The sequence below is a fragment of the Marinomonas sp. MED121 genome, assembly GCF_000153025.1.
Lineage (GTDB): Bacteria > Pseudomonadota > Gammaproteobacteria > Pseudomonadales > Marinomonadaceae > Marinomonas.
On the sequence record NZ_CH672429.1, the window covers coordinates 606,305 to 626,154 of the forward strand.

The 19,850-nt window shown below is 38.6% G+C and carries 17 protein-coding genes; 6 read left to right on the top strand and 11 right to left on the bottom strand.

The window, feature by feature from the left end; genetic code table 11:
- Positions 1 to 108: 108 nt before the first annotated feature.
- Positions 109 to 1,839: a hypothetical protein gene (locus MED121_RS02775; protein ID WP_009832075.1), complete on the bottom strand. Its 1,731-nt coding sequence runs from the start codon at positions 1,837 to 1,839 to the stop codon at positions 109 to 111.
- Between the two features lie 793 nt (positions 1,840 to 2,632).
- Between MED121_RS02775 and MED121_RS02780 the strand changes: the two genes are divergently transcribed.
- Positions 2,633 to 4,747 carry an RICIN domain-containing protein gene (locus MED121_RS02780; protein ID WP_009832076.1) on the top strand — a complete coding sequence of 705 codons (2,115 nt, stop codon included), beginning with the start codon at positions 2,633 to 2,635 and terminating at the stop codon, positions 4,745 to 4,747.
- A gap of 151 nt (positions 4,748 to 4,898) precedes the next feature.
- Here MED121_RS02780 and MED121_RS02785 read toward each other — a convergent pair whose 3' ends face one another.
- The 3 genes from MED121_RS02785 to MED121_RS02795 form a co-directional block, all read right to left on the bottom strand.
- A complete protein-coding gene (locus MED121_RS02785; RefSeq protein WP_009832077.1) occupies positions 4,899 to 5,174 on the bottom strand; it encodes a hypothetical protein in 276 nt (91 codons plus the stop codon).
- A 157-nt stretch (positions 5,175 to 5,331) separates the two neighbouring features.
- The gene (locus MED121_RS02790) at positions 5,332 to 6,177 is read right to left on the bottom strand and encodes a glutathione S-transferase N-terminal domain-containing protein (RefSeq protein ID WP_009832078.1); all 846 of its coding nucleotides are present in this window, start codon (positions 6,175 to 6,177) and stop codon (positions 5,332 to 5,334) included.
- Positions 6,178 to 6,480: 303 nt separating this feature from the next.
- Positions 6,481 to 7,152: an NAD(P)H-dependent oxidoreductase gene (locus MED121_RS02795; RefSeq protein ID WP_009832079.1), complete on the bottom strand. Its 672-nt coding sequence runs from the start codon at positions 7,150 to 7,152 to the stop codon at positions 6,481 to 6,483.
- Positions 7,153 to 7,648: 496 nt separating this feature from the next.
- Here MED121_RS02795 and MED121_RS02800 point away from each other — a divergent pair, with 496 nt between their 5' ends.
- Both MED121_RS02800 and MED121_RS23550 read left to right on the top strand, forming a co-directional pair.
- Positions 7,649 to 8,548, top strand: a complete 900-nt coding sequence (locus MED121_RS02800) for a cytochrome c peroxidase (RefSeq protein WP_009832080.1) — start codon at positions 7,649 to 7,651, stop codon at positions 8,546 to 8,548.
- Positions 8,548 to 9,891 carry a diguanylate cyclase gene (locus tag MED121_RS23550; protein WP_083789350.1) on the top strand — a complete coding sequence of 448 codons (1,344 nt, stop codon included), beginning with the start codon at positions 8,548 to 8,550 and terminating at the stop codon, positions 9,889 to 9,891. Before MED121_RS02800 ends, MED121_RS23550 begins: the two co-directional genes overlap by 1 nt.
- Before the next feature lie 75 nt (positions 9,892 to 9,966).
- On the opposite strand, the gene MED121_RS02810 is transcribed toward MED121_RS23550, so the two are convergent.
- From MED121_RS02810 to MED121_RS02825, 4 genes are all read right to left on the bottom strand, one after another.
- Positions 9,967 to 10,866: a GGDEF domain-containing protein gene (locus MED121_RS02810; protein ID WP_009832082.1), complete on the bottom strand. Its 900-nt coding sequence runs from the start codon at positions 10,864 to 10,866 to the stop codon at positions 9,967 to 9,969.
- Between the two features lie 595 nt (positions 10,867 to 11,461).
- A complete protein-coding gene (locus MED121_RS24010; protein ID WP_083789351.1) occupies positions 11,462 to 11,806 on the bottom strand; it encodes a YkgJ family cysteine cluster protein in 345 nt (114 codons plus the stop codon).
- 323 nt (positions 11,807 to 12,129) lie between these two features.
- The gene (locus tag MED121_RS02820; RefSeq protein ID WP_009832084.1) at positions 12,130 to 13,578 is read right to left on the bottom strand and encodes a nucleobase:cation symporter-2 family protein; all 1,449 of its coding nucleotides are present in this window, start codon (positions 13,576 to 13,578) and stop codon (positions 12,130 to 12,132) included.
- Between the two features lie 216 nt (positions 13,579 to 13,794).
- Entirely contained in the window at positions 13,795 to 15,156 is a 1,362-nt protein-coding gene (locus tag MED121_RS02825) for an 8-oxoguanine deaminase (protein WP_036179208.1), read from the bottom strand.
- Between the two features lie 748 nt (positions 15,157 to 15,904).
- Between MED121_RS02825 and MED121_RS02830 the strand changes: the two genes are divergently transcribed.
- Positions 15,905 to 17,074 (top strand): hypothetical protein, encoded by a 1,170-nt coding sequence (locus tag MED121_RS02830; protein ID WP_009832086.1) that lies wholly within the window; start codon positions 15,905 to 15,907, stop codon positions 17,072 to 17,074.
- Here the strand turns inward: MED121_RS02830 and MED121_RS02835 are convergent.
- Together MED121_RS02835 and MED121_RS02840 are read right to left on the bottom strand one after the other, a co-directional pair.
- A complete protein-coding gene (locus tag MED121_RS02835) occupies positions 17,071 to 17,406 on the bottom strand; it encodes a GFA family protein (RefSeq protein WP_165474604.1) in 336 nt (111 codons plus the stop codon). The genes MED121_RS02830 and MED121_RS02835 overlap by 4 nt on opposite strands.
- Before the next feature lie 110 nt (positions 17,407 to 17,516).
- Positions 17,517 to 17,882 (bottom strand): hypothetical protein, encoded by a 366-nt coding sequence (locus MED121_RS02840; RefSeq protein WP_009832088.1) that lies wholly within the window; start codon positions 17,880 to 17,882, stop codon positions 17,517 to 17,519.
- A gap of 162 nt (positions 17,883 to 18,044) precedes the next feature.
- Here MED121_RS02840 and MED121_RS02845 point away from each other — a divergent pair, with 162 nt between their 5' ends.
- Both MED121_RS02845 and MED121_RS02850 read left to right on the top strand, forming a co-directional pair.
- Complete coding sequence (locus MED121_RS02845) at positions 18,045 to 18,656, top strand: TetR/AcrR family transcriptional regulator (protein WP_009832089.1); 612 nt, start codon at positions 18,045 to 18,047, stop codon at positions 18,654 to 18,656.
- Between the two features lie 142 nt (positions 18,657 to 18,798).
- Positions 18,799 to 19,029 carry a hypothetical protein gene (locus MED121_RS02850; protein WP_009832090.1) on the top strand — a complete coding sequence of 77 codons (231 nt, stop codon included), beginning with the start codon at positions 18,799 to 18,801 and terminating at the stop codon, positions 19,027 to 19,029.
- Positions 19,030 to 19,094: 65 nt separating this feature from the next.
- Here MED121_RS02850 and MED121_RS02855 read toward each other — a convergent pair whose 3' ends face one another.
- Positions 19,095 to 19,712, bottom strand: a complete 618-nt coding sequence (locus MED121_RS02855) for a LysE family translocator (protein WP_009832091.1) — start codon at positions 19,710 to 19,712, stop codon at positions 19,095 to 19,097.
- Positions 19,713 to 19,850 lie beyond the last annotated feature (138 nt).

The following is a 19,850-nucleotide window of genomic DNA, read 5'->3' on the forward strand; positions in this document are numbered from 1 at the left end:
AAGACAAAAAAGGCGAATCTTTATTTAAGATTCGCCTTTTTATTATGAGCTTTTCAATCAAGTAATAAAAACGGACATGATTGAAGTGCTCTAATGAGACTAATACTGTTAAAACGCATGGTACGCTTTTAAAGTGAACTGATAACTATCAACCTTTGATTTATCTGAAAGTGGTATAGCGATATCTAAATGGGCAACATTGCCTACTCTTACTTTACTTGAACTAAACCTTAAGCCAAAACCTATATCTGATAGTAAAGTAGAGTCAGAAGCGTTTTCATTATCCCAAGCTCTTGCCACGTCTGCAAAAAATACCCGCCCGACTCTTACAATATTAAAAAGATGAGTATTATAAAAACGTCGATGCTCAAGTGAAGCTAACACTCTTCTATTACCTTGTTGATAATTAGTAGGATAACCTCTTACGATAGTTTCATCCTCAAAAGTTAATTCTTGGTCAGATGTCAAACCAATACCTTTATCGAATTTTAAACCTGCATACCAACGCTGATTTTGATTAAGATAATGATAGTAATCTAGCTTTGTACCTAAAACTAAATTTTCAGATTTGCTTTCATCTGTTAAGTAATTGCCTTTATAAGACACACCAATTTTGGTTAAGTGATGCTTACCAATACTAATCGCATTTTCGAATGATGCATTAGAGTGAAAAAAATCTTTATCATTGTTTAGCTCTGTTGGACCTAATCCAAAATTCAATTCAAACTCTTGCCCTAGTTGAATGTCCTCAGTTCTTTGAATTTGATGTATATTTCTAAATTTTTCATACCTATTTTCTATACTTTTTATACCTATCCAAGCGTAATTTCTAACTCTAGAATCAGGTAAATCCCCTTTTGTAGAGCTAGTAGCATTAAAAATATTCTTATCTTGAGTTAATCCAAAGTAATAACGCCTTGCGACATTATCTATTAAACCTTTTGAAAAGCCATATATTAGATATGACTCCCCTGTTCTTTCTTGGTAATCACCCGAAAAACCATTTAAGTTCTTTTCGTCTTCAATAAAGCTGGTACTAGAAAGCCTTGATTCAAAACCCCACTTGGAATCCAGAGAATAGAAATGTCTATTAAGGGTGATAAACTTTTCTTCTCCGTCCGAGGTATCTGCATACCCAAGTGCAGAAGAGAAGCGAGAGCCAAATAAACTAGGGTTTTGCGTTTTTGTAACTAACTTACTATGGCCATTTTCTGTCACTTGTTCAACAGTCAATAAATTGCCAGTACCAAACAAATTACCACTTTTAAAACCAATACTTTTATTCGTATCCCCACCAGATTCACCAAAAGATGCTTCTAACTCAAGTGCCCATGTGTCCCTTGTTATAACGGCAATATCCACTAAGTCACCACACACTTTCTCTGGTAAAATGAAGGCATCAGTCAAATAATGCTTTTTACGAAGTAGACGCTCAGACTCAACGAGTGTTGAAACCTGTGCTATTTGACCTTCTTCAAAGAGCAATTGGTCTTTAATGACATATTTCTTTGTGTTTACATGCACTTTATTTAGAAAACGAAAAACTAGGTTATTTTCATCTTCATTAGACTCATCAAAGACATCTAATAAATAAAAATTGATTTTTCGAATAACTTTACCTTCGGCACGATTCACTCTGTGATTTTCATCTAAAGAGTCAAGTTTATAAACTTGAGATGAGTTAAAAAAAAGCTCACATGACGCCTCAGATTCAGAATAAGCAAGCTGGCTAAAGGAAAGTACAACAAAGATACTAATAAGCTTCTTGAGCAGATTAATCCTTAATCGATTATCATTCGTAAGAAACAATTCAACATGCCCTAAGCTAAAACCAGACACATTATATTCTCAATTGAGATAAGTCTAATACTGTCATCAATTTCTTATTAAAAACGCTTATTTCAGTTGAGAAATCTAATAATGTGTCACCTTATTCATCATTAAGGTAAAAAAACTCGATTCATGATAGGTGACCAGCACAATAGCGACGAGTTGATAGGTTAGTCTATTGTAAACCTTTTAACTTAAAGACTAGGGAGCCTGCGATTAAGTCAGACCTAGCGAGATTTTGCATAGCAGCTAGCCGACATATCAAAAAAGTCACTCTGCGATGTCATTTTTCACTCTTGTTACTAGCCCTTTTCAACTTTCCAACCTTTTGCTGTATTTCCTAACCAACGAGCCAAGTTATATCATCAGAATATAATTTACAAAAGCATTAATAACCCTCAATAATAATTGAGCGCTAACAATAAACACTAATATTAAAAAGTTAAGAAATAAAATAAAAAAGAACTAATAAACAAATTAAAAAACTATAACTTAAGTTATAAATTTATAGAAAATTATTTCAATGTTATAAAAAACGAACGACTGGTTATATAAACTAACATCTAAAACATGAATATCATTATAAAAATAATCGAAAAAAAACCTTTAATTTCAAAGATATATTTTTTATTAGATATTTTTTAAAAAATTATTCAACAAAAGCTTTAAAAATAACTACACAAAAAACAAACAACGTGTTTTATTAAATAAAGATCGGAAAAACAAACATTAAATAAAAATTCAAAACCTAAGAAACATATAAAAATAATTATTAATTAAAAGCATCAATAAAGGTGAGAGAATGAAAAAGACATTATTATATTTGAGTATGTTAGCTTCGGCTTCATCCGTTTATGCAGATACTGGTGATCAGTGTAGTGCGTATATTGATAGAGTCGAATCTAATGGGGGCGTCACTTATAACATTGAAAGTGCCGCTATTTTAAGTGCTAATACGGCAATCACTACAGGTGTTGAAGTATTGGGGCAATCAACCCTATCTGCTGTTTTCCCTTATGCTTCTATTATATTAAGACAAATTACCCCTGGCGAGACAACGGCTGCGGCAGATCCAGATTTAGTCGCCTGTCTTGAATCCTTTGATAGCCGATTAACTACCTTAGAAACTTACCTGTTAGCAGAGGAAGCAAGCATTGCCTTAAATGCAGTGAGATCAAAAATACAGAAAGATATCATTGAGCAGCACGATGCTGTTGCTAACTTTGATGTTTATGAAAGCTATGATGTAATCGCAGCTAAGTTGGCAGGTACCCTGTCTTACTTTTTACATGAAGATCAAATTGAAAACGCAGATGCCGATATATATGAAACCATTAAAAACGACACTCTGCTCTATCTTCTTTCTGCACAAAATAGTGCCTTTCTTCATAACCTAGAATTTAACGCTTATTGCGCTAAAGAGAAAAACTATCAATGGACGAGCACTGCCACCAGCTATATCGAGCATAATGACTCAAAAAATCATGCGCTTATGGATTATGATCTACTAAAAAGCCTTTCGGACTTTGGCTATAGCACAGAAGATCTGCAAGAAAGTAATTTCGATATAACAGACTGTGAACTAGGTCGAGACAGTCACTCACGCTACAAAGCCCTACTGTCAGAAAATACTTCTTATAGTCCAATCGCACAAATATATGATGACCTTGGCTTTGATATCACCTTGGATTCAGGTAACTCTAATTATCTCGATGTTGCTATTGATATCGACAGTTCTAAGCTCGCAGATTACCGAAAAGGCTTAATTGGTTCTTGTTCACACAGTGTTGATTGGGGAATTGCAGGCCATTCAGGCCGTGATCCTTGGGGAACGTTAATTCTGGGTGGTGCAAAAATCACTACAACATCTAAAGACTATGGTGGTACTGCTACCTTTTCCAAGTCGGTCATAGCAGGTAGAAACAAAATAGACTCAGCAAAACGTTATAATGAAGGCTATTGCGATACTTGGGTAGGAAACCTAGAAGACGATCTGGATGATGAGGTAATTACACTTCTTAATGCCATCAAGGTATCACTTAAAAATCTATCCATGTATCAACTGGTAAGACCCGCCTATGAACTTGCTGGACGTGCGCCACAATTCTTAACCTATGAAACAGGCGTTATTGATAACGACCTACTAGAAAGTTATATGCTAGTACCACAGTTTGACGTGAATGATGAAGGCGATATCTCGGATAATTACAATCATTACCAACTATTTAATGCAGCTAATGGAGATAGATACCTAAAACATAGGTTTGATGTCGGCATAGTGGCACGAAATAATGGCTCGGGCATTGATTCCCATTGGCAACTATCTCAAAGATGGCCTGGTGAAAAAACCCGTATGATGAATGTCTATACCAATGAATGCGTTGTCATCAGTGATGCAGGTGAACTTCATATGAGGTCGTGTGATGAATACCCTATTGCCTATGTTTGGGATATCCATGCAAATACCTCAGGAGCAGTCGATGCAAGTCTTAAATTAAGCTCAAACAGTCACAAAAACCAATGCGTTCTTGTGAGTGACGAAACGATGCCGGAATACAGTAATTCTAACAAAATTGCTGCCACCGACTGCGATATAACCAATGCCAATCAAACCTTTGTACTGGGTGATAACAATGACATTCGAGTCAATGGTATTTGTCTAGATGTCCCAAGAAGTGAAGCATTCGCTGGACAAAGTGTCATCGTTTATTCATGCCATTACGGCGATAATCAAAGCTGGGATCTCAACCCAGATGGCACTATTCAGTCCGCATTAAATGCTGTTGATGGTACCAACCTATGCTTAGAGGCTAATGATGCAACCAGTGATATTGCGATCACGCTGCAAGCCTGTGATAGCTCTAATCCTGCTCAGAAATTTATTCCTAACGAAATAGTGGAGGAAGAAGAGGTTTAATTAAACGCTAAATATAGCGATTGAGCTGACTATAGTAGCAAGAAAATGGAGGGCATTCGCTCTCCATTTTTACGTCTTTCAAAAGACATTAAACATGAAGAATGGGATTTTTAAAGTTGATCGTCAGGTTTTTAAGCCATCATTTATTAACTTAAATGTCTTTTTTATCCTCAAGTTTTCTTCCTAATGACTCTCCTTTAAATAAGAAATACACTGAACCTGCACCAGCTAATAGTGTTGTATAAAAGTTGCCGTTAAAAATTTCGATAAAGACAATAGGCAGAGAAACCACACAAATAAGCAGCACCATCTTCACATACCAGAAAGCACTATTCTTCTGTGTCATTTTCTCAATTAACACTAACGTATACCCAGCCACAGCAAAGCTCACTAAAAGCATAACTGCATCTAAAATCACCTGATTCAATTCTATTCTCTTCCTACAATTTGACATTTCATGGGGGCCTCAAGAGGCATAAAAAAACTAAGCAACTCACAAAGCGCCTAAGTATAAAGGATTTTGCCTCATCGAGAAAAATACGTATTGCTCGCTCTATAACGAAATATTCCTAAGCTCAAAAAATTTAACTTGATAACAAATAAGCGTCAAAAACATAATCCCTATGCATGAAAAGGATGGGATCCAGCGCCTCTGCCACCGTTTCAGGGTAAGTCTCAAACGCAGTTCGAATACTCGGGTACATAGGACAAATCGCTTCACTCAAGGGCTTAAAGTAGGCCATAAACATGGCGCTATAGATGTCCAGCGCAGTGAGGCTTTCACCATAGTAATAAAGGGACTCTCTAGCTTCTTGATTGCCTGAAGCGAGTTTTTGAAAAGGCTTTTGTTTTTGATGAGATTGGTGTTTTTGATGAGACTGTTGCTTCTTAAGACGTGCCGTTAGTAGACCTAAGATACGGACTGTTTCAGACTCATACAAGGCAGCATCTTTAGCTTGATAACCATATTTACTAGCTAAATATTGAGCTATCTTGATAGGAAAACCACCCGCTTCATTTAAACCTAAGTGGACACTTTGCAACCGACGCTGCCAACCTAAACCATGCTTGCTACAAAGTGAATGGCATAAAGCAAGGTGTTCTTCCTTCTCTGCATTATCTCCTGGTAATAAGCTGCTTTCTTCTTGAGAGCTGTTTTTATAATAGGCTTCTGCAAAATTCAGTATGTCTAGCCAATCGCTCAAAGCAGGGCCATTTTCAGGCTTTAAAGAAGGTGCATTATTAGCCTCAAACCAAGCTTGCTGCTCTGGATTAAAGGCATCGAAGACAACTAGAGTATAAGGAATTGCTTTCAAATTTAAAATGGCTTTAGCGGCTTCACTCCAAGGACTAGGAATACCTTTTATCACTTGCAGCTTGATACCTGGAAGGGATTTAGCTTGCTCGAATGTCACGTAGTTAACTGGCATATAAACTCCTTTGCACTTTTATTATCTGAATTTAGATTTAACAAGGTATGAAGATAATAAAAGCCTTCAGGCTTTAGACACAAACGATCTTATTTTATGATGAGATTAGAATATCTAACTCAACAGGAAGTTCGCTCAATGGATATGCAAAAAGCACCGCCCATTCAATACCTTAAAACTACACCTGACACCCAGTGCGATTAGCCAACAAATAAAGAGCTTATAAAGAAAAGCACTATCAAGACTGTTTTATCGATTTAAACTAAATCAATCTCCTAAACCGTTACTAAGCAACAGATTTAATTAATCAGAAGGAGCATTCCTCTGAGCAGGATTTCTCACCAACGCATCATTAGGGTTCTGCCTTCCCCTTTGCGCTTTACAGGCCTCTGCCCACCAGATTAATTGGGAGAAACCTCTTTCAAAATAGCTTGCCCACTCAGCGTCATTTTGGTTGGTTTCATAAGTACCTTCTTCAGTGAAAACCTCTTGTGCTTTTGGAATATGTATCATGGCAGAGACTGGCAAGCAGCCTAGTTCGGCTAAATAAGTACGCATATTAACAGCTGCTCTTGCGCCACCCCATTGGCCGGCGGAATAGGTCAAGATAATACTAGGTTTATAAGAAAAGAGTGAGCTGCCAAAGTGATTAAGCAAGTTAGCTAAAGCAGGGCTCATTGAGTGATTATATTCTGGGCTCACCATGATATAGCCATCGGCGGCTTGTATTTTCTCTGCCAGCTCATCTAGTGCACTTGGGGCTCGACCCTTGGCATAGGCAAAGTGAGGTTTAAAAATTGACTCTAACGGATAATCTAAAACATCTATCAACTCTATTTCCACATCATTAGCTTGGTTTTCAAAGTACTGACTTTCAAAATGTTGGAGACAGGCTTTTGCAACCCTTTGACCGAGGCGTTTTGGTCTGGGCGGAGAGCTGTCTCTTGAGGTGCCTAAAAAAAGCAGAAATTTCATATTATCTCCTCTAACCTGATCCAGTAAATTAATGATATTTGTTATTAACCCTACTGAAATTAGGGCTACATTTGAACAACAATACTGCAAAAATGGAACTCAGTTTTGGTGATATAATGCTCAACGTCTTATTGGATGAAATAGTAAATGAGCATATAAACTGAGTAAAAATGATTACTTCACTAGAATGCCTTTAAATAAGTTTTTTCATCTGGGCGTCTGGTTAAAACGCCAGAGACTTAAGTGTGAATCATGGCTTACTTCCTTGATGATAAGCTTGCTGTATTGCTTACTCCATTACTTGCACTATTAACAGCGCTCATAACTAATAGATAAAACTCACAACTGATAATTAAGGTTGTTGGTCACACGCTGAGGCGGAAGGACTTATTCGCAGGTTCCCTAGCATCTGGTCTAGTCTCATACTGCCAGCTAATCTTAAAGTGAGTGAGCCATTTTATCCATTTTTTGAAATATGTTTGCAAGGAAATAAATATTGATCTTTTTTGCCAAAACCTATTTAAAGTCCTTTACCTTGGTCTGTGCTCTAATGAGTTTTGGCATGCTTAATAGTTTTGCTAGCGAGCCTATCACACCTTTAATTAAGCCTGCCGACTTAAATAAAGAGAAGTTTGCCTTAGGTGAATTACTTTTTCATGACACGCGTTTATCTAAAGATAAAGTCACGTCCTGCCATTCTTGCCATAATTTAACCAGTGGCGGTGATGACGGCTTAATCAAGCCGGCTAAATTAGGGTTTAATACGCCAACTGTGTTTAATGCAAGTAAAAATTACTACATAGGTTGGCGTGGTAATTTTAACAATTTAAAGGCCCATTTAGAATTTATTCTGGCAAACCCGAATGTCATGGGAACACATTGGAATAACACAATTAATGCATTTAACACGGATACTGATTACCAAAAGCGTTTTAACCAAATTTATAAAGCTCCTATTAGCAAAGACACCATTATTGATGCCATCCTTTATTATGAAGAGAACCTCATTCTGCCTTCTGATTTTGATCAATACCTTTTGGGAGACCGTGAGGCAATCAGCCCCGCCGCGCAAATAGGCTATGACGCATTTAAAGATTACGGCTGCATCTCCTGTCACCAAGGTGCCAACATTGGCGGTAATTTATTTCAAGAACTAGGTGTATTTTTACCTTATAAAGGGGTTAATGGGGATTATAAAACCGAGAAGCTTCGCGTGCCCTCTTTGCGTAATGTTGCTCAAACTGCGCCTTATCTTAATGATGGTTCAATTGCATCGTTAAACGACACTATTCACATTATGGCTGAGTTTCAACTTGGCCTGACTTTAACAAATATTGAGGTTAGCCAAATCATTGCCTTTTTAGAATCACTTAATAGCAATCGAGAACCTAAGTGATGAAAAAGTTTAGACTCCCCATTATTTTCCTCACCCTCAGTCTAGGAATTTCATTAGCAATCTATGGGACTTATCACAGATATAATGATTTACGCGATACCATGGAGATTCAAAACAGTATTTTTCAATTAGTCGAGCTCAAGTCAGCGAATACAGAGTGGGAATTTGAATTAAATCGTATTCACACCAATAACTTCCCTCATTTTGATGAAGTGAATCATGCGGCACGAAAGTACGAACATGAAATGGCAAAGTTTTTACGCTTATCAGCCAGTATTCAAGGCCCTTTGCAAACAAGAGCCCAAACATTATTAGCTCTGTCTTTAGATAAAAAAGAAAAAATGAAAGCGTATTTATCTGAGATTGCCGTGACTCGCAACTCACTTAAATACTTAGATACCCTATTGTTTACATTGCATATTCAATACAAAAACGACCCTAAATTCATAGCATTTTTGACACAAGCACAATACCAGTTATCTATGTTCATCGCGCTAAATCAAAATATTGTCCTTAAACAGCATTTTACTAATTTTGACTGTAGCCAATGCTCTTCACGTCAAAGCGAGATTTTTGAGACGGTGAACCTGCACTTAGAGATTCTAAGAAGCAAAATTGCATTATCAAATGATGCTAAAAATGCCTTTTACAACCCTGAGCATTCTCAGCTTATTGCTCATCTCTTTGATGATTTGTCTCAAGCTTATACCCAAGCAGATTCAATGCATCAAACCATTCAATCTCAAATAATTACCATTACATTGGTTTTAGTCATCACTGTCATCGCTTTATTAAGCTTCTTATATTTGGTTTATCGCACCATAGAAGGTCATAGACGTGCCGGTATCACAGATCCTCTTACAGGCCTTTTCAATCGCAAGAAACTATTTGATAACTTACAGGTGTTAATGGACTCTCATGAAAAGTCAGGCAAAAGTCTTGCTTTACTTTTTATTGATCTCGATGGATTTAAAAACGTAAATGATACCCATGGCCATGATATTGGCGATAAATTATTGCAGCGGATTTCAGCTCGTTTTAATCAACATATCAGAAAACAAGATTGTATCTATCGTATTGGTGGTGATGAGTTTGTTATCTTAGTTAAGGAGCTTGAAAACCTCGATATCGCCGAGGCAATTGCCAAAGAAATGCTGATCAAATGCAGTAAGCCTTACAAGCTAGATAACATCATTTGTGATATTACATTAAGTATCGGCATTAGCTATTTTCCAGATCATACTCGAACACCGATACAGCTGATTAGACATGCTGATGAAGCCATGTATCAGGCAAAAAGTCGGGGGAAAAATCAGATAAAAATCTGGCAAGGAGCGATATAACTAGAAAGGATGAACAATAAAACATAAAAGAATGAACAAAAAAACATAGTAAAGCGTCTGGCCTATTAAAGATGATCAATCTTGACTATAGACCTGATTACGACCTTGATGTTTTGCTCGATATAGGTTTTCATCAGCACGTTTGAGCATGGCCACATAGTCATAATCTGACATTTTCACTTGTGAAACGCCAATGCTGACAGTAACCGCTATTTCATGCTCATCTTGCTTAAAGCGGGCGTTTGAGATTGCCCTTCTTAGCTTTTCCGCCACTTCAATTGCGCCAACTTTATCCGTCGCTGGTAAAATAATACAGAACTCCTCTCCCCCTATTCTGGCTATTTTATCCTGAGAGCGAATATTTTTTTCACACAAAGTAGAGAAAGAAGCTAAAACATAGTCACCCGTTAAGTGACCATATTTGTCATTAATGCGTTTAAAATAATCTATATCTAGCGCCAACAAAGAGTAATGAATGTTTTGATTTTGATAGCGATAAAACTCTTTTTCGGCCATTTCATCGAAGACACGTCGGTTAATTAAACCCGTCAATGGGTCAGTTCTTGAAAGCTCTTCTAATTTATTCTGAGTATAAATGTATTCGGTGACATCACGTTGGATTGAGACGATATGCGTCACTTCACCCTGATCATTAAAAAGCGGCGTAATACTTAAATCGAGCCAATACTCTTTCCCTGTTTTAGAATAGTTTTTGATGGTCACCCTCACAGGCACCTTGTCTTCTAGACCTTTACGAATCAGTTTTTTAGTCTCTTCGCTTGTGCCTTTAGATTGTAAAATTCTCGGTGTTTTCCCTATCACCTCTTCTTTAGAATACCCAGTGAGTTCGGTAAAAGCCTGATTCACATAAATTATTTCAGGCCCTGGTTCATCAATGAGATCTGCTTTTGTCACTATGACTACATCTTTCGCAGCTTCAACGATATCTTTAAATTCAAAATCAAAGTCTTTCATTATATTTGAAACGTCTCCTTGCTGCGGCACACTTTCACTTTACTCTTAACATATGACTTAAGCAGGTTTCGCGCGATGAGCTAGACAGCAAGGCCATCTAAATAGTTAGATTAAGTACTAAGGATAGGAGAGTATTGGCAGAAATATACTATTAAAGCCAATAACTTGTGGCTTTTTGTAGCCCTGTTGCTAGAGATTTATTTAAGGAAGCTGCGAATAAGTCCTCCCGCCTCAGCGTGTGGATAAAAGTGCCTAGATTTATGGCAAGGGGCGCAACTTAATAGTTATTCTATTGATAAGGACCTTAACGTAAAGATAGGGCTTTTAAACCACGCCCTTCGGGCCTTTCAGAAAAAATAACACCCTGCGTTGTCACTTCTCGAAAGGTACCTACACTGACTTTCTATTAATCAAGCGCAAAGCGACGACTTGCTTGTTACTTTTTCCCCATATACCTTAAAAGAGCAGACTGAGAATAGGAGACTTAATCGCAGTTTCCTTAACTGAGAATAGGAATGGAAATTTCATTTATGACTAAGGACTAAGGACTAAGAGCTAAGAGCTAAGGGCTAAAGACAAAGTGCTTAAAACGCTTTTAAGGCTTAAGGCGCATATATTGCTGACGGGCTGTTTCGCAATCTTGAGAGGCCATTTCAAATTCACGACATACCCAAGGGCGCTTCTCGTAAATAGTGCACATATGAGTATTTCTATCCATCGCAGAGCACCAACCATCTTCTAAGCGTAACATCACCTCGACTCCATATTCATTTTCAGTAATGTGTCTTTCAGGTACACCCGTATCTGAAATAAGCATCACTTCGTAATGACAGCATGAGGCATGACAATTCGAGCAATTTACCTCACTTGAAGGGCTAGTTGAGGGGCTATTCTGGGGAGTATTGACCGTATGGCTGATGTCTATTATATCTATCTTCATTACTCTCTCAATCACAATCTCAACGGCACCACTAAGGCTAGCATCATTTTTATATTAGTCAGGCATGATACGCTAAAGCCCCCTGTTATCATCCTATTCATTTACTTTTTTGAAGATTAATTGAAGGTCTGATTTCATGATAATGTGTCGTTTACTGACTCTTGATATTTTCATCTTAACGAATCAATCAGTTAGCGCTTCTGGGTAAAAAAGGCCACCCTCAGGTAAAAGGCAACCTAAACCGAATAACAGATTTTAACTTTATTAGAGGAAAATCTTTGGCATGCATCTTGGCTAAAACACATGCCAATCAAACAACAAGGTTAAACCGCATCTAAACCTTTATCTGTTTTCGCTAATGCTTCCGCTTCTTTTTCTGCCTGTTTCTCAGCCGCGTCAATCTTTTTAAGTTCACGCTTACTCATAGGCAATAACAAACTCATGAAGATAGCAGATAAACCCGCAACAGTTACAGATGAGCCCATTAAGCTTTTAAGCAACGGTGGCATTGCACTATTCACTTCAGGTACCGCTGTCACACCTAAACCTAAGCCAAAAGAGACAGCCATAATTAAAAGGTCACGACGGCCAAGTTCAGCAGTAGCAAGAATTCGAATCCCTGCCGCGGCAACGGTTCCAAACATCACAAGTGTTGCACCACCGAGTACTGGCTTAGGCATAGTTTGTAAGAAAGCACCGATAATGGGGAACATACCTAACAGCACAAATAAGCCTGCTATATAGAAAGCTACATAACGACTGGCGACACCGGTAAGCTGAATCACACCGTTATTCTGACTAAAGGTCGACATAGGAAAACTCCCCATAATCGCCGCTATAGTCGAGTTAGTACCATCACCCAGTACACCGGCTTTAATACGGCGCATGTAAACAGGGCCTTTTACTGGCTCATTAGAGACCATGGAGTTAGCAGTTAAGTCACCAGTCGTTTCTATTGCAGTCACGACTGAAATAATGGCAACAGGAATGAAAGCGGCAATATCAAAATCTAAACCGTATTTAAATGGCGTTGGGATAGTAATAAGCGCCACTTCGGCAATATCATAATTAACCATCCCCATGAAAGCCGCACTAATATAGCCAACAAGCATACCTATCATGATGGCTGAAAGACGCAGTGTTTGATTACTAAAACGGTTTAACAGAATAATGGTACTTAATGTGATGCCGCCAATCGCAAGATAATGCAGCGCGCCCTTATCTTGCGCATTAAAGCCACCCGCTAAATCTGTCATACCCACTTTGATTAAGGACAGCCCAATAGTGGTAATCACGATACCTGTCACCACTGGTGTAATGATACGGCCAAGCTTATGCATGAAACGACTTAATACAATTTCGATGAAAGCAGAACACAGACACACACCAAAGATCATGGCGAGAATATCTTCGGAACTACCGCCGCGGTTTTTCACTAAAAAACCAGCAGCCAATACGGCGCTTAAAAAGGCAAAACTGGTGCCTTGTACACATAACAATCCAGAACCAATAGGGCCGACACGTTTCGCTTGAATAAAGGTACCAACCCCAGAAACGATTAGGGCCATACTGATTAAATAGGGAAGATGTTCACCGAGCCCTAACACTCCCCCTATGATCAAGGCTGGTGTGGTAATGCCGACAAAACTGGCCAAGATATGCTGAAACGCAGCAAATAAGGCCTTAAGGGGTTCTGGCCTGTCATTAAGACCATAGATTAATTCATTTTTATCATTGTTAGATTGCTTTTCTTGCTGATTGTTATTACTCATGCTGTTGCTCCGCTTATTATTTTTTTACGAGATACTGACAAGTTTGAGTTCTTAGTTTTTTAAGTTAACGATTTAAATAGCTGGCCCAATCATTTATTCATTCAGCCAGCTAATTCTGTTTATTCCTTTTTATTTCGCTTCTTCTCCTTCATCTTCTCCCCCTATTTTTGAAAACCATTAAAACGTCTCTTTCAACAACAAACTAACGGCGACTTATTAATAGCCAGCCGATTGAAATAAAGCTTTTGCTGCTGCCGTATGTTTTCGCATCAAGTCGTTTATATCCCCTTCTAACCAGAGCCCTTGTTTGACTTTCCAATTACCATTGATCATGACGGCATCGGCCTTATGAGCACCACATAACACCATGGCTGCCAAAGGGTCATGACTACCGCTAAATCTAGGTTCATCTAGTTTGTAAAGGGCAAGATCGGCCTTCATTCCTATCGCTAACTGGCCAATATCAGCACGGTTTAATACCTCGGCAGAACCTCTAGTAGCAAGGTTAAGGGCATCTAGGTGAGTAAACTCATCCGCTTGGTATCTCAACCTCTGTATGCAAAGGGCTTGCCTAATTTCTTGCATCAAGTTGCTATGATCATTTGATGCTGAGCCATCAACCCCCAACCCAACACGAACACCAGCCGCTTCAAGCTCTTTCACTCTGGCAATACCAGAGGCCAATACCATGTTGGATGAAGGGCAATGACATATCCCTACTTTGGCTGCCCCAAGGCGCTTCACTTCTTCGTCATTAAAGTGAATACCGTGTGCTAGCCAAGTTTTGTTATGTAGCCAACCCACTGTCTCTAAATAGTCCAATGGCCTTTGCCCAAACATTTCTAAACAGAAGTTATTTTCATCCTCTGTTTCCGCAAGGTGGGTATGAATATTCACATCAAATTCTTTTGCTAATGCGGCTGTGCTCTTCATCAAATCTTGGGTAACAGAAAAAGGTGAACAAGGGGCGAGCGCTATTTCGATAAGATCATCTTTTTGATGATAAGCCAGAATCAAACGAGCACTGTCATCCATGATGGTCTCTTCACTTTGCACAACAGACTGAGGCGGCAAGCCACCTTGATCTTGACCTAAACTCATGGAACCTCGGGTAAAAGTCGCGCGCATACCTAAGCGCTTAGCAACCTCTACCTGCTGGTCTATGCCATTAACTAAGGTTTCTGGGAATAAATAATGATGGTCACTCACTGTGGTACAACCACTAAGCAATAGCTCTACCATGGCAAGCTCGGTGGCTAACGCATGCTGCTCTGGTGTGAGCTTGGCCCAAATCGGATAAAGGGTTTGCAACCAAGGGAAGAGTTTTTTATTTAAAGCAGGTGGACAAGCCCGAGTCAGGGTTTGATAAAAATGATGATGAGTATTCACCGTCCCTGGCATAAGCACATGGGCACTGGCATCAAAAATTTGATCATACTGACGCTTGGGGCTTTGACCTTTTGGCACCAACTCAAGTATGGTTTGACCCTGTATCAAGATACCATTGCTGGCATCTCCATTATTGGCCGTAAAGGTCGAAAGAGGTGATTTTATCCATAAAACAGATTGCTTTGTCATAACACGCACTCTTGTTAAAGGATGCATGCCATAAATCTGGCCATGCACCCACAGTTCTAGGTACATGGCAGTGACTTTCGTGTTGATCTACCAAATCGAGATAAAAACATTAACAAAACAAATTAACTAAGTCATGTGTTCGAAACCCTTGAATTAGATCAATTTTGTCTTCGCTTAATTATTTTTATAATTTATAGATATAAAACAATTGTTTCAAATCTAGGCCGATTAATTTTCTCAAGCAGTCGATTAAATTAAGCTTGAGACTTATGCAAGACCCAAAAAATTGTTAACGAAAACCCTAATTGAAATCACAATAAAAAACTAACACTTAGAAAAAATTAGATTCTAAGCATATGTTTTTAAATGGAATAAAATTCAACCCAAACTATTCATGACAAAATAAAAAGAGGCCAAGAATAGGTAAAATAAGAGTATAAAAACCATTACATTACTGCTTTTCAACATCCTTTAAAGCGAGCACCTGATTTGTGTATAGACAATTTGACTGAAAAACAACCAAGTCGCAATAGCCTTCATATACCCTGTAACTATTTATCATATAACAATAACGAGTATTGGTTTCATATTACAAAAAACCAATTATTTGATCCATTTTCTTAAAAAACTACCATTAAAACGACGTTATCAAGCTTAAGGTTGAGTTAAGAATCAGAGCCTATTATTGATTCTAACAACGAAAATCAGATCGATTTTCGAATGAAACTCAGTCAGACAAGGATTCGTTATGCCTTTTACCATCAACAATGTACTCGTTACTTTTTCGATCGCAGAATTTGACCGTATTGCTCAACAATGCAATCCCGCTGTCAGGTTTGGTAATTCCAGTTTAGATAACTTACGTGCGCTACTAACTCGCACAACCCCACCGGTTCAAAAACAAGACATAAGTTTAAGAATCTCAAGAATTTCCCATGCGAAAAGAAACAAGTATAAGAAAGTCATTAAATATGTTTCATTCCATTACCCTGCAATCTCGCAAAACCTAGTACTTAATGTTGTCGCTAATGGCCGCCTAACAAACAGACTAGATTTTCAAGCTTATTATGCAACCATGGATCCCACTACAGATTATGTTGACCTTATGTATGGTATTGCCGCCGCAAGGGGCTTCCCTCCTTATCGATTGACAACTGGGCGCCCTTTACAGTGTGACGACTTTAATAACGCGTCCAATATAGGAACAGGGGCTGCTTTTCAACGGCTTTGGAATGGCGCCGGGTTACTTAATACTACGCGTCAAGATGCGATAAACAGCATTCAACGTGGCGCAGGGCCTCTCAATCTTGGTGAAATTCGTAACGAAGCAACTCGCCAAGTATTTTCTAACGGCTTACTTGCTAGCCGTTATAACCCTGCAGATGTTTTCAATATGGAAAACAGAAGAGTCTTAAAAGATACTCAGCACAATAAAGCAACAATCCGATCACAGCATCCAGATACCATGCGAGGCCGAAGAACAGCAGATCAAAATTATTGGGCCCATGCAAGAATGTTAAAAGGCATTAGACGTGCTTGCAAAGGTGGTATTGCCATGGTTGCGTCCTCACCTCTTTATCAAAATGTTGAGGCAAAGGTTCATTTCGTTCTAGATGGTTTGGGTGATTTAGGCACAATGGCAAGAAAGGACACTCTGGCTAATAAAGATGACTATGTTGCTATCACCTCATCAGAGCTCGCTTTTTGTTGTCGCTATTGGAATGATGCCAACTTCCCTCTACGTAATGTGGTTAAGTTTTACGTCAATGGGAATAGAGTGCACGCCCCATGGGAAGCGGATTGGCGTATTAATGATGCAACCGGAGCCCCCGTCTATTCTAATCAAGAGGCGTGGTTACGTTACCAATATAGTTCAGTACAAACTAATCCTGTCGCTAAGCCCTTCCCTCGTTTTTAACTTGATAATTGTGGCTCTAGACTTTTACTTTCATCATACCAAGGCATTCTTTCATGCCAGACCCTAACTTCCTGAGGAGGAAGTTTAGGCTGGCTTGAAAGCGTGCCAACGGGCACAACCAGCAGCCTTTCATTTTGTGTTACAAATGGCATGGAAGTCCCACAGGTTTTACAAAACACCCGTCTTACCTGACTATTGGGCACATCAAAACTTTTCAAATGATTCTTTCCTTGCAACCAACTTATATTCTCTACAAAGGTAAATGCATTGGCTACATTTGAAGAGCCCGACGCTTTTTGGCATAAGCGACAATGGCAAAGTTTAAAGCTCATAAAATCATCTTTGACTTCATATTTTACCTTTTCACAAATACATGACCCAAGTAAGTAGGATGCCATTTTGCTTGCCTCTTCATTTAGGTGATAGTCATCTGTTATCAAGTTTAATCTACTAAAAAGTACGCTTTGATTTTTTGATTAAAACTTAACCCAAAAGACACCAGAGCGATCACCATGCCAATGTAAGCGCCAGCAGGAATAGCGATCACAAAATTAACAAAGAACATGGCTCTAAACCCCACAAAGTTACGCTTTAAAATAAAGCTCACTAAAAAAGCGAAACTCGCAATATAAGCGGCACCTGTATACAAGAACCATTGAGGGTCTAGCGTACCGACTTGAATATTCTGGCTAGTAAAAACACCATAAAATACAAAAGGCAGAACCATCATCAGGGCATTCAAAATGAAAGTAACTCTTAGTGGGATAGGTTTTTTGGGGAGGTCTTGGGCTAAATTTGGGCTAGTCATAGGATTACCATATTTACTTAAATTAAAAATTACCGACTCGCTCTAAAGACAAAGCTGATGGAATAAATTACACTAACCAAGCCTTGAACCAATCAGTTCAAGATTATTCTGGAACGATCAGTTCAAGATGTCAATGTTATTTTTTGAATGGAAAAATAGGCTATGAGTGGAAATAAACAATTCGATACCGACGCAGCAATAGATTCAGCCATGCCACTCTTCAAGGATAAAGGCTTTTCTGGCACCTCACTTTCTGATTTAGAGAAATCCACAAAGCTTAATAAATCAAGCATTTACAATACTTTTGGCAATAAAGAAGGTCTATACACAGCTTGCCTTGAAAGGTTCCGTATTCATTACACAAGTCAAGCCTTAGCTAAACTGGCGCATGCTGATTTTAAAACTGCGATTCATCAGTATTGTGATTTCCTAGTGGGTGGATTTAATGACGAGAATCTGGATCAAGGCTGTTTGGCGAGTTTGGCAGCGTTAGAAATGGGTGGCCAAGAATCGAATGCCAAAGAGTCAATTAAAATGGGCTTAGACGATATGCTCTCATGCCTAGAAAATAGGTGTCAGCTCGCCATTGATCAAGGCCAACTCAGCAATCAATGGCAAGCAAGCGAGTTGGCAGCCATGATTATTGCGGTTAATCGTGGCGCCATTATATTAAACCGTGGTCGGGGTGATAAAGAAGCTGGAAACAATGCCTATAGAGGACTATTTACTTTGCTCTTCAATGAAAAAGAAGCACCTAACCTTGGCACATTTTAGGTTGATTTTTATCACAGATAAAACCAAGTATGAAGACTTGCTTAACCCTATTATCTTCTTATCAACATAGGATCTTCCTATCAAAACAGGTTGAGCGAGCATTCACTCGTTCAAAGAGACACATAAATCGAGGATGTAGGTTATGCCATTAAATGAATTGATTGAAGATAAAATAAGTCAGTATGCCCAGGCTCTGGCAAGTGGTCATACGAAAAAACAAGAACATGCTTTAGGTGAAATTGGGTTTTATTTAGCCCTAGCCCGCATTAAAGCCAAGAAAGCAACGGCTGAAGATATTGGTTTGTTTGACGCCATCAATGACACACTTCAATTACAAGGCTTGATTGCTAACCATCAAACCTTTTATAAATAGCCCCTAAAATTCATGCTGCTATCATGCTGCTATAAAGGGGCCTAAAGCCCCTTTATATATGAAGATTAAATCGTTGCTGCAACACCCGCGGCGACAAATACCAGCGCCGATACACGGTCAAGAATATTGGTTTTACGGGCATTGTTAATTCTGCCTACAATGGCTCTTGCCAAAACGCCGTAGAGCACCTTACACAGAAAATCCACGGCAAACCAAGTCGCCACAATCAAAATTAGCTGGGTCAAGTAACTTTCTTGCGGCGAAATAAACTGAGGTAAAAAGGCAATAAAAAAGACAATATCCTTCGGGTTGGTAATGCCTAACGTAAAACTCTTAAGCAAAAGGTTTTGGTGTTTTTTTGACTCGTCTGCGCCTTCTGCCCCCTCTTGATTATTCGCTTTTGATGTTAACCAAAGCGAAATGCCTAAATAAATAAGGTATGCAGCCCCGATATATTTAATCACATAAAATGCGGTTTCAGAAGCCGCTATGATGGCACCTAAACCTAATGCAGAGATGGTAATCAATATAGAAGACGCGGTGCTACCACCAAGGATAATCGGCATAGAGCGTTTCATACCAAGGTTAATTGAGCTATTTACCATTAATAGGGTTAATGGTCCTGGAATGCCGATGACCAATGCAATGGTAATGGTAAAAATTACCCAAGTATTAAAATCCATAAGAGGCGCCTCACTGCGAATGCCATTTGAGTATTGAGATTAAATAAAGTCTTATCCGTTAGAAATCATTGGAAAGTGGTCTATTCGTTTATATAAATATAACAATTTATATTACAAGTAATATAAATGATGTTGAGA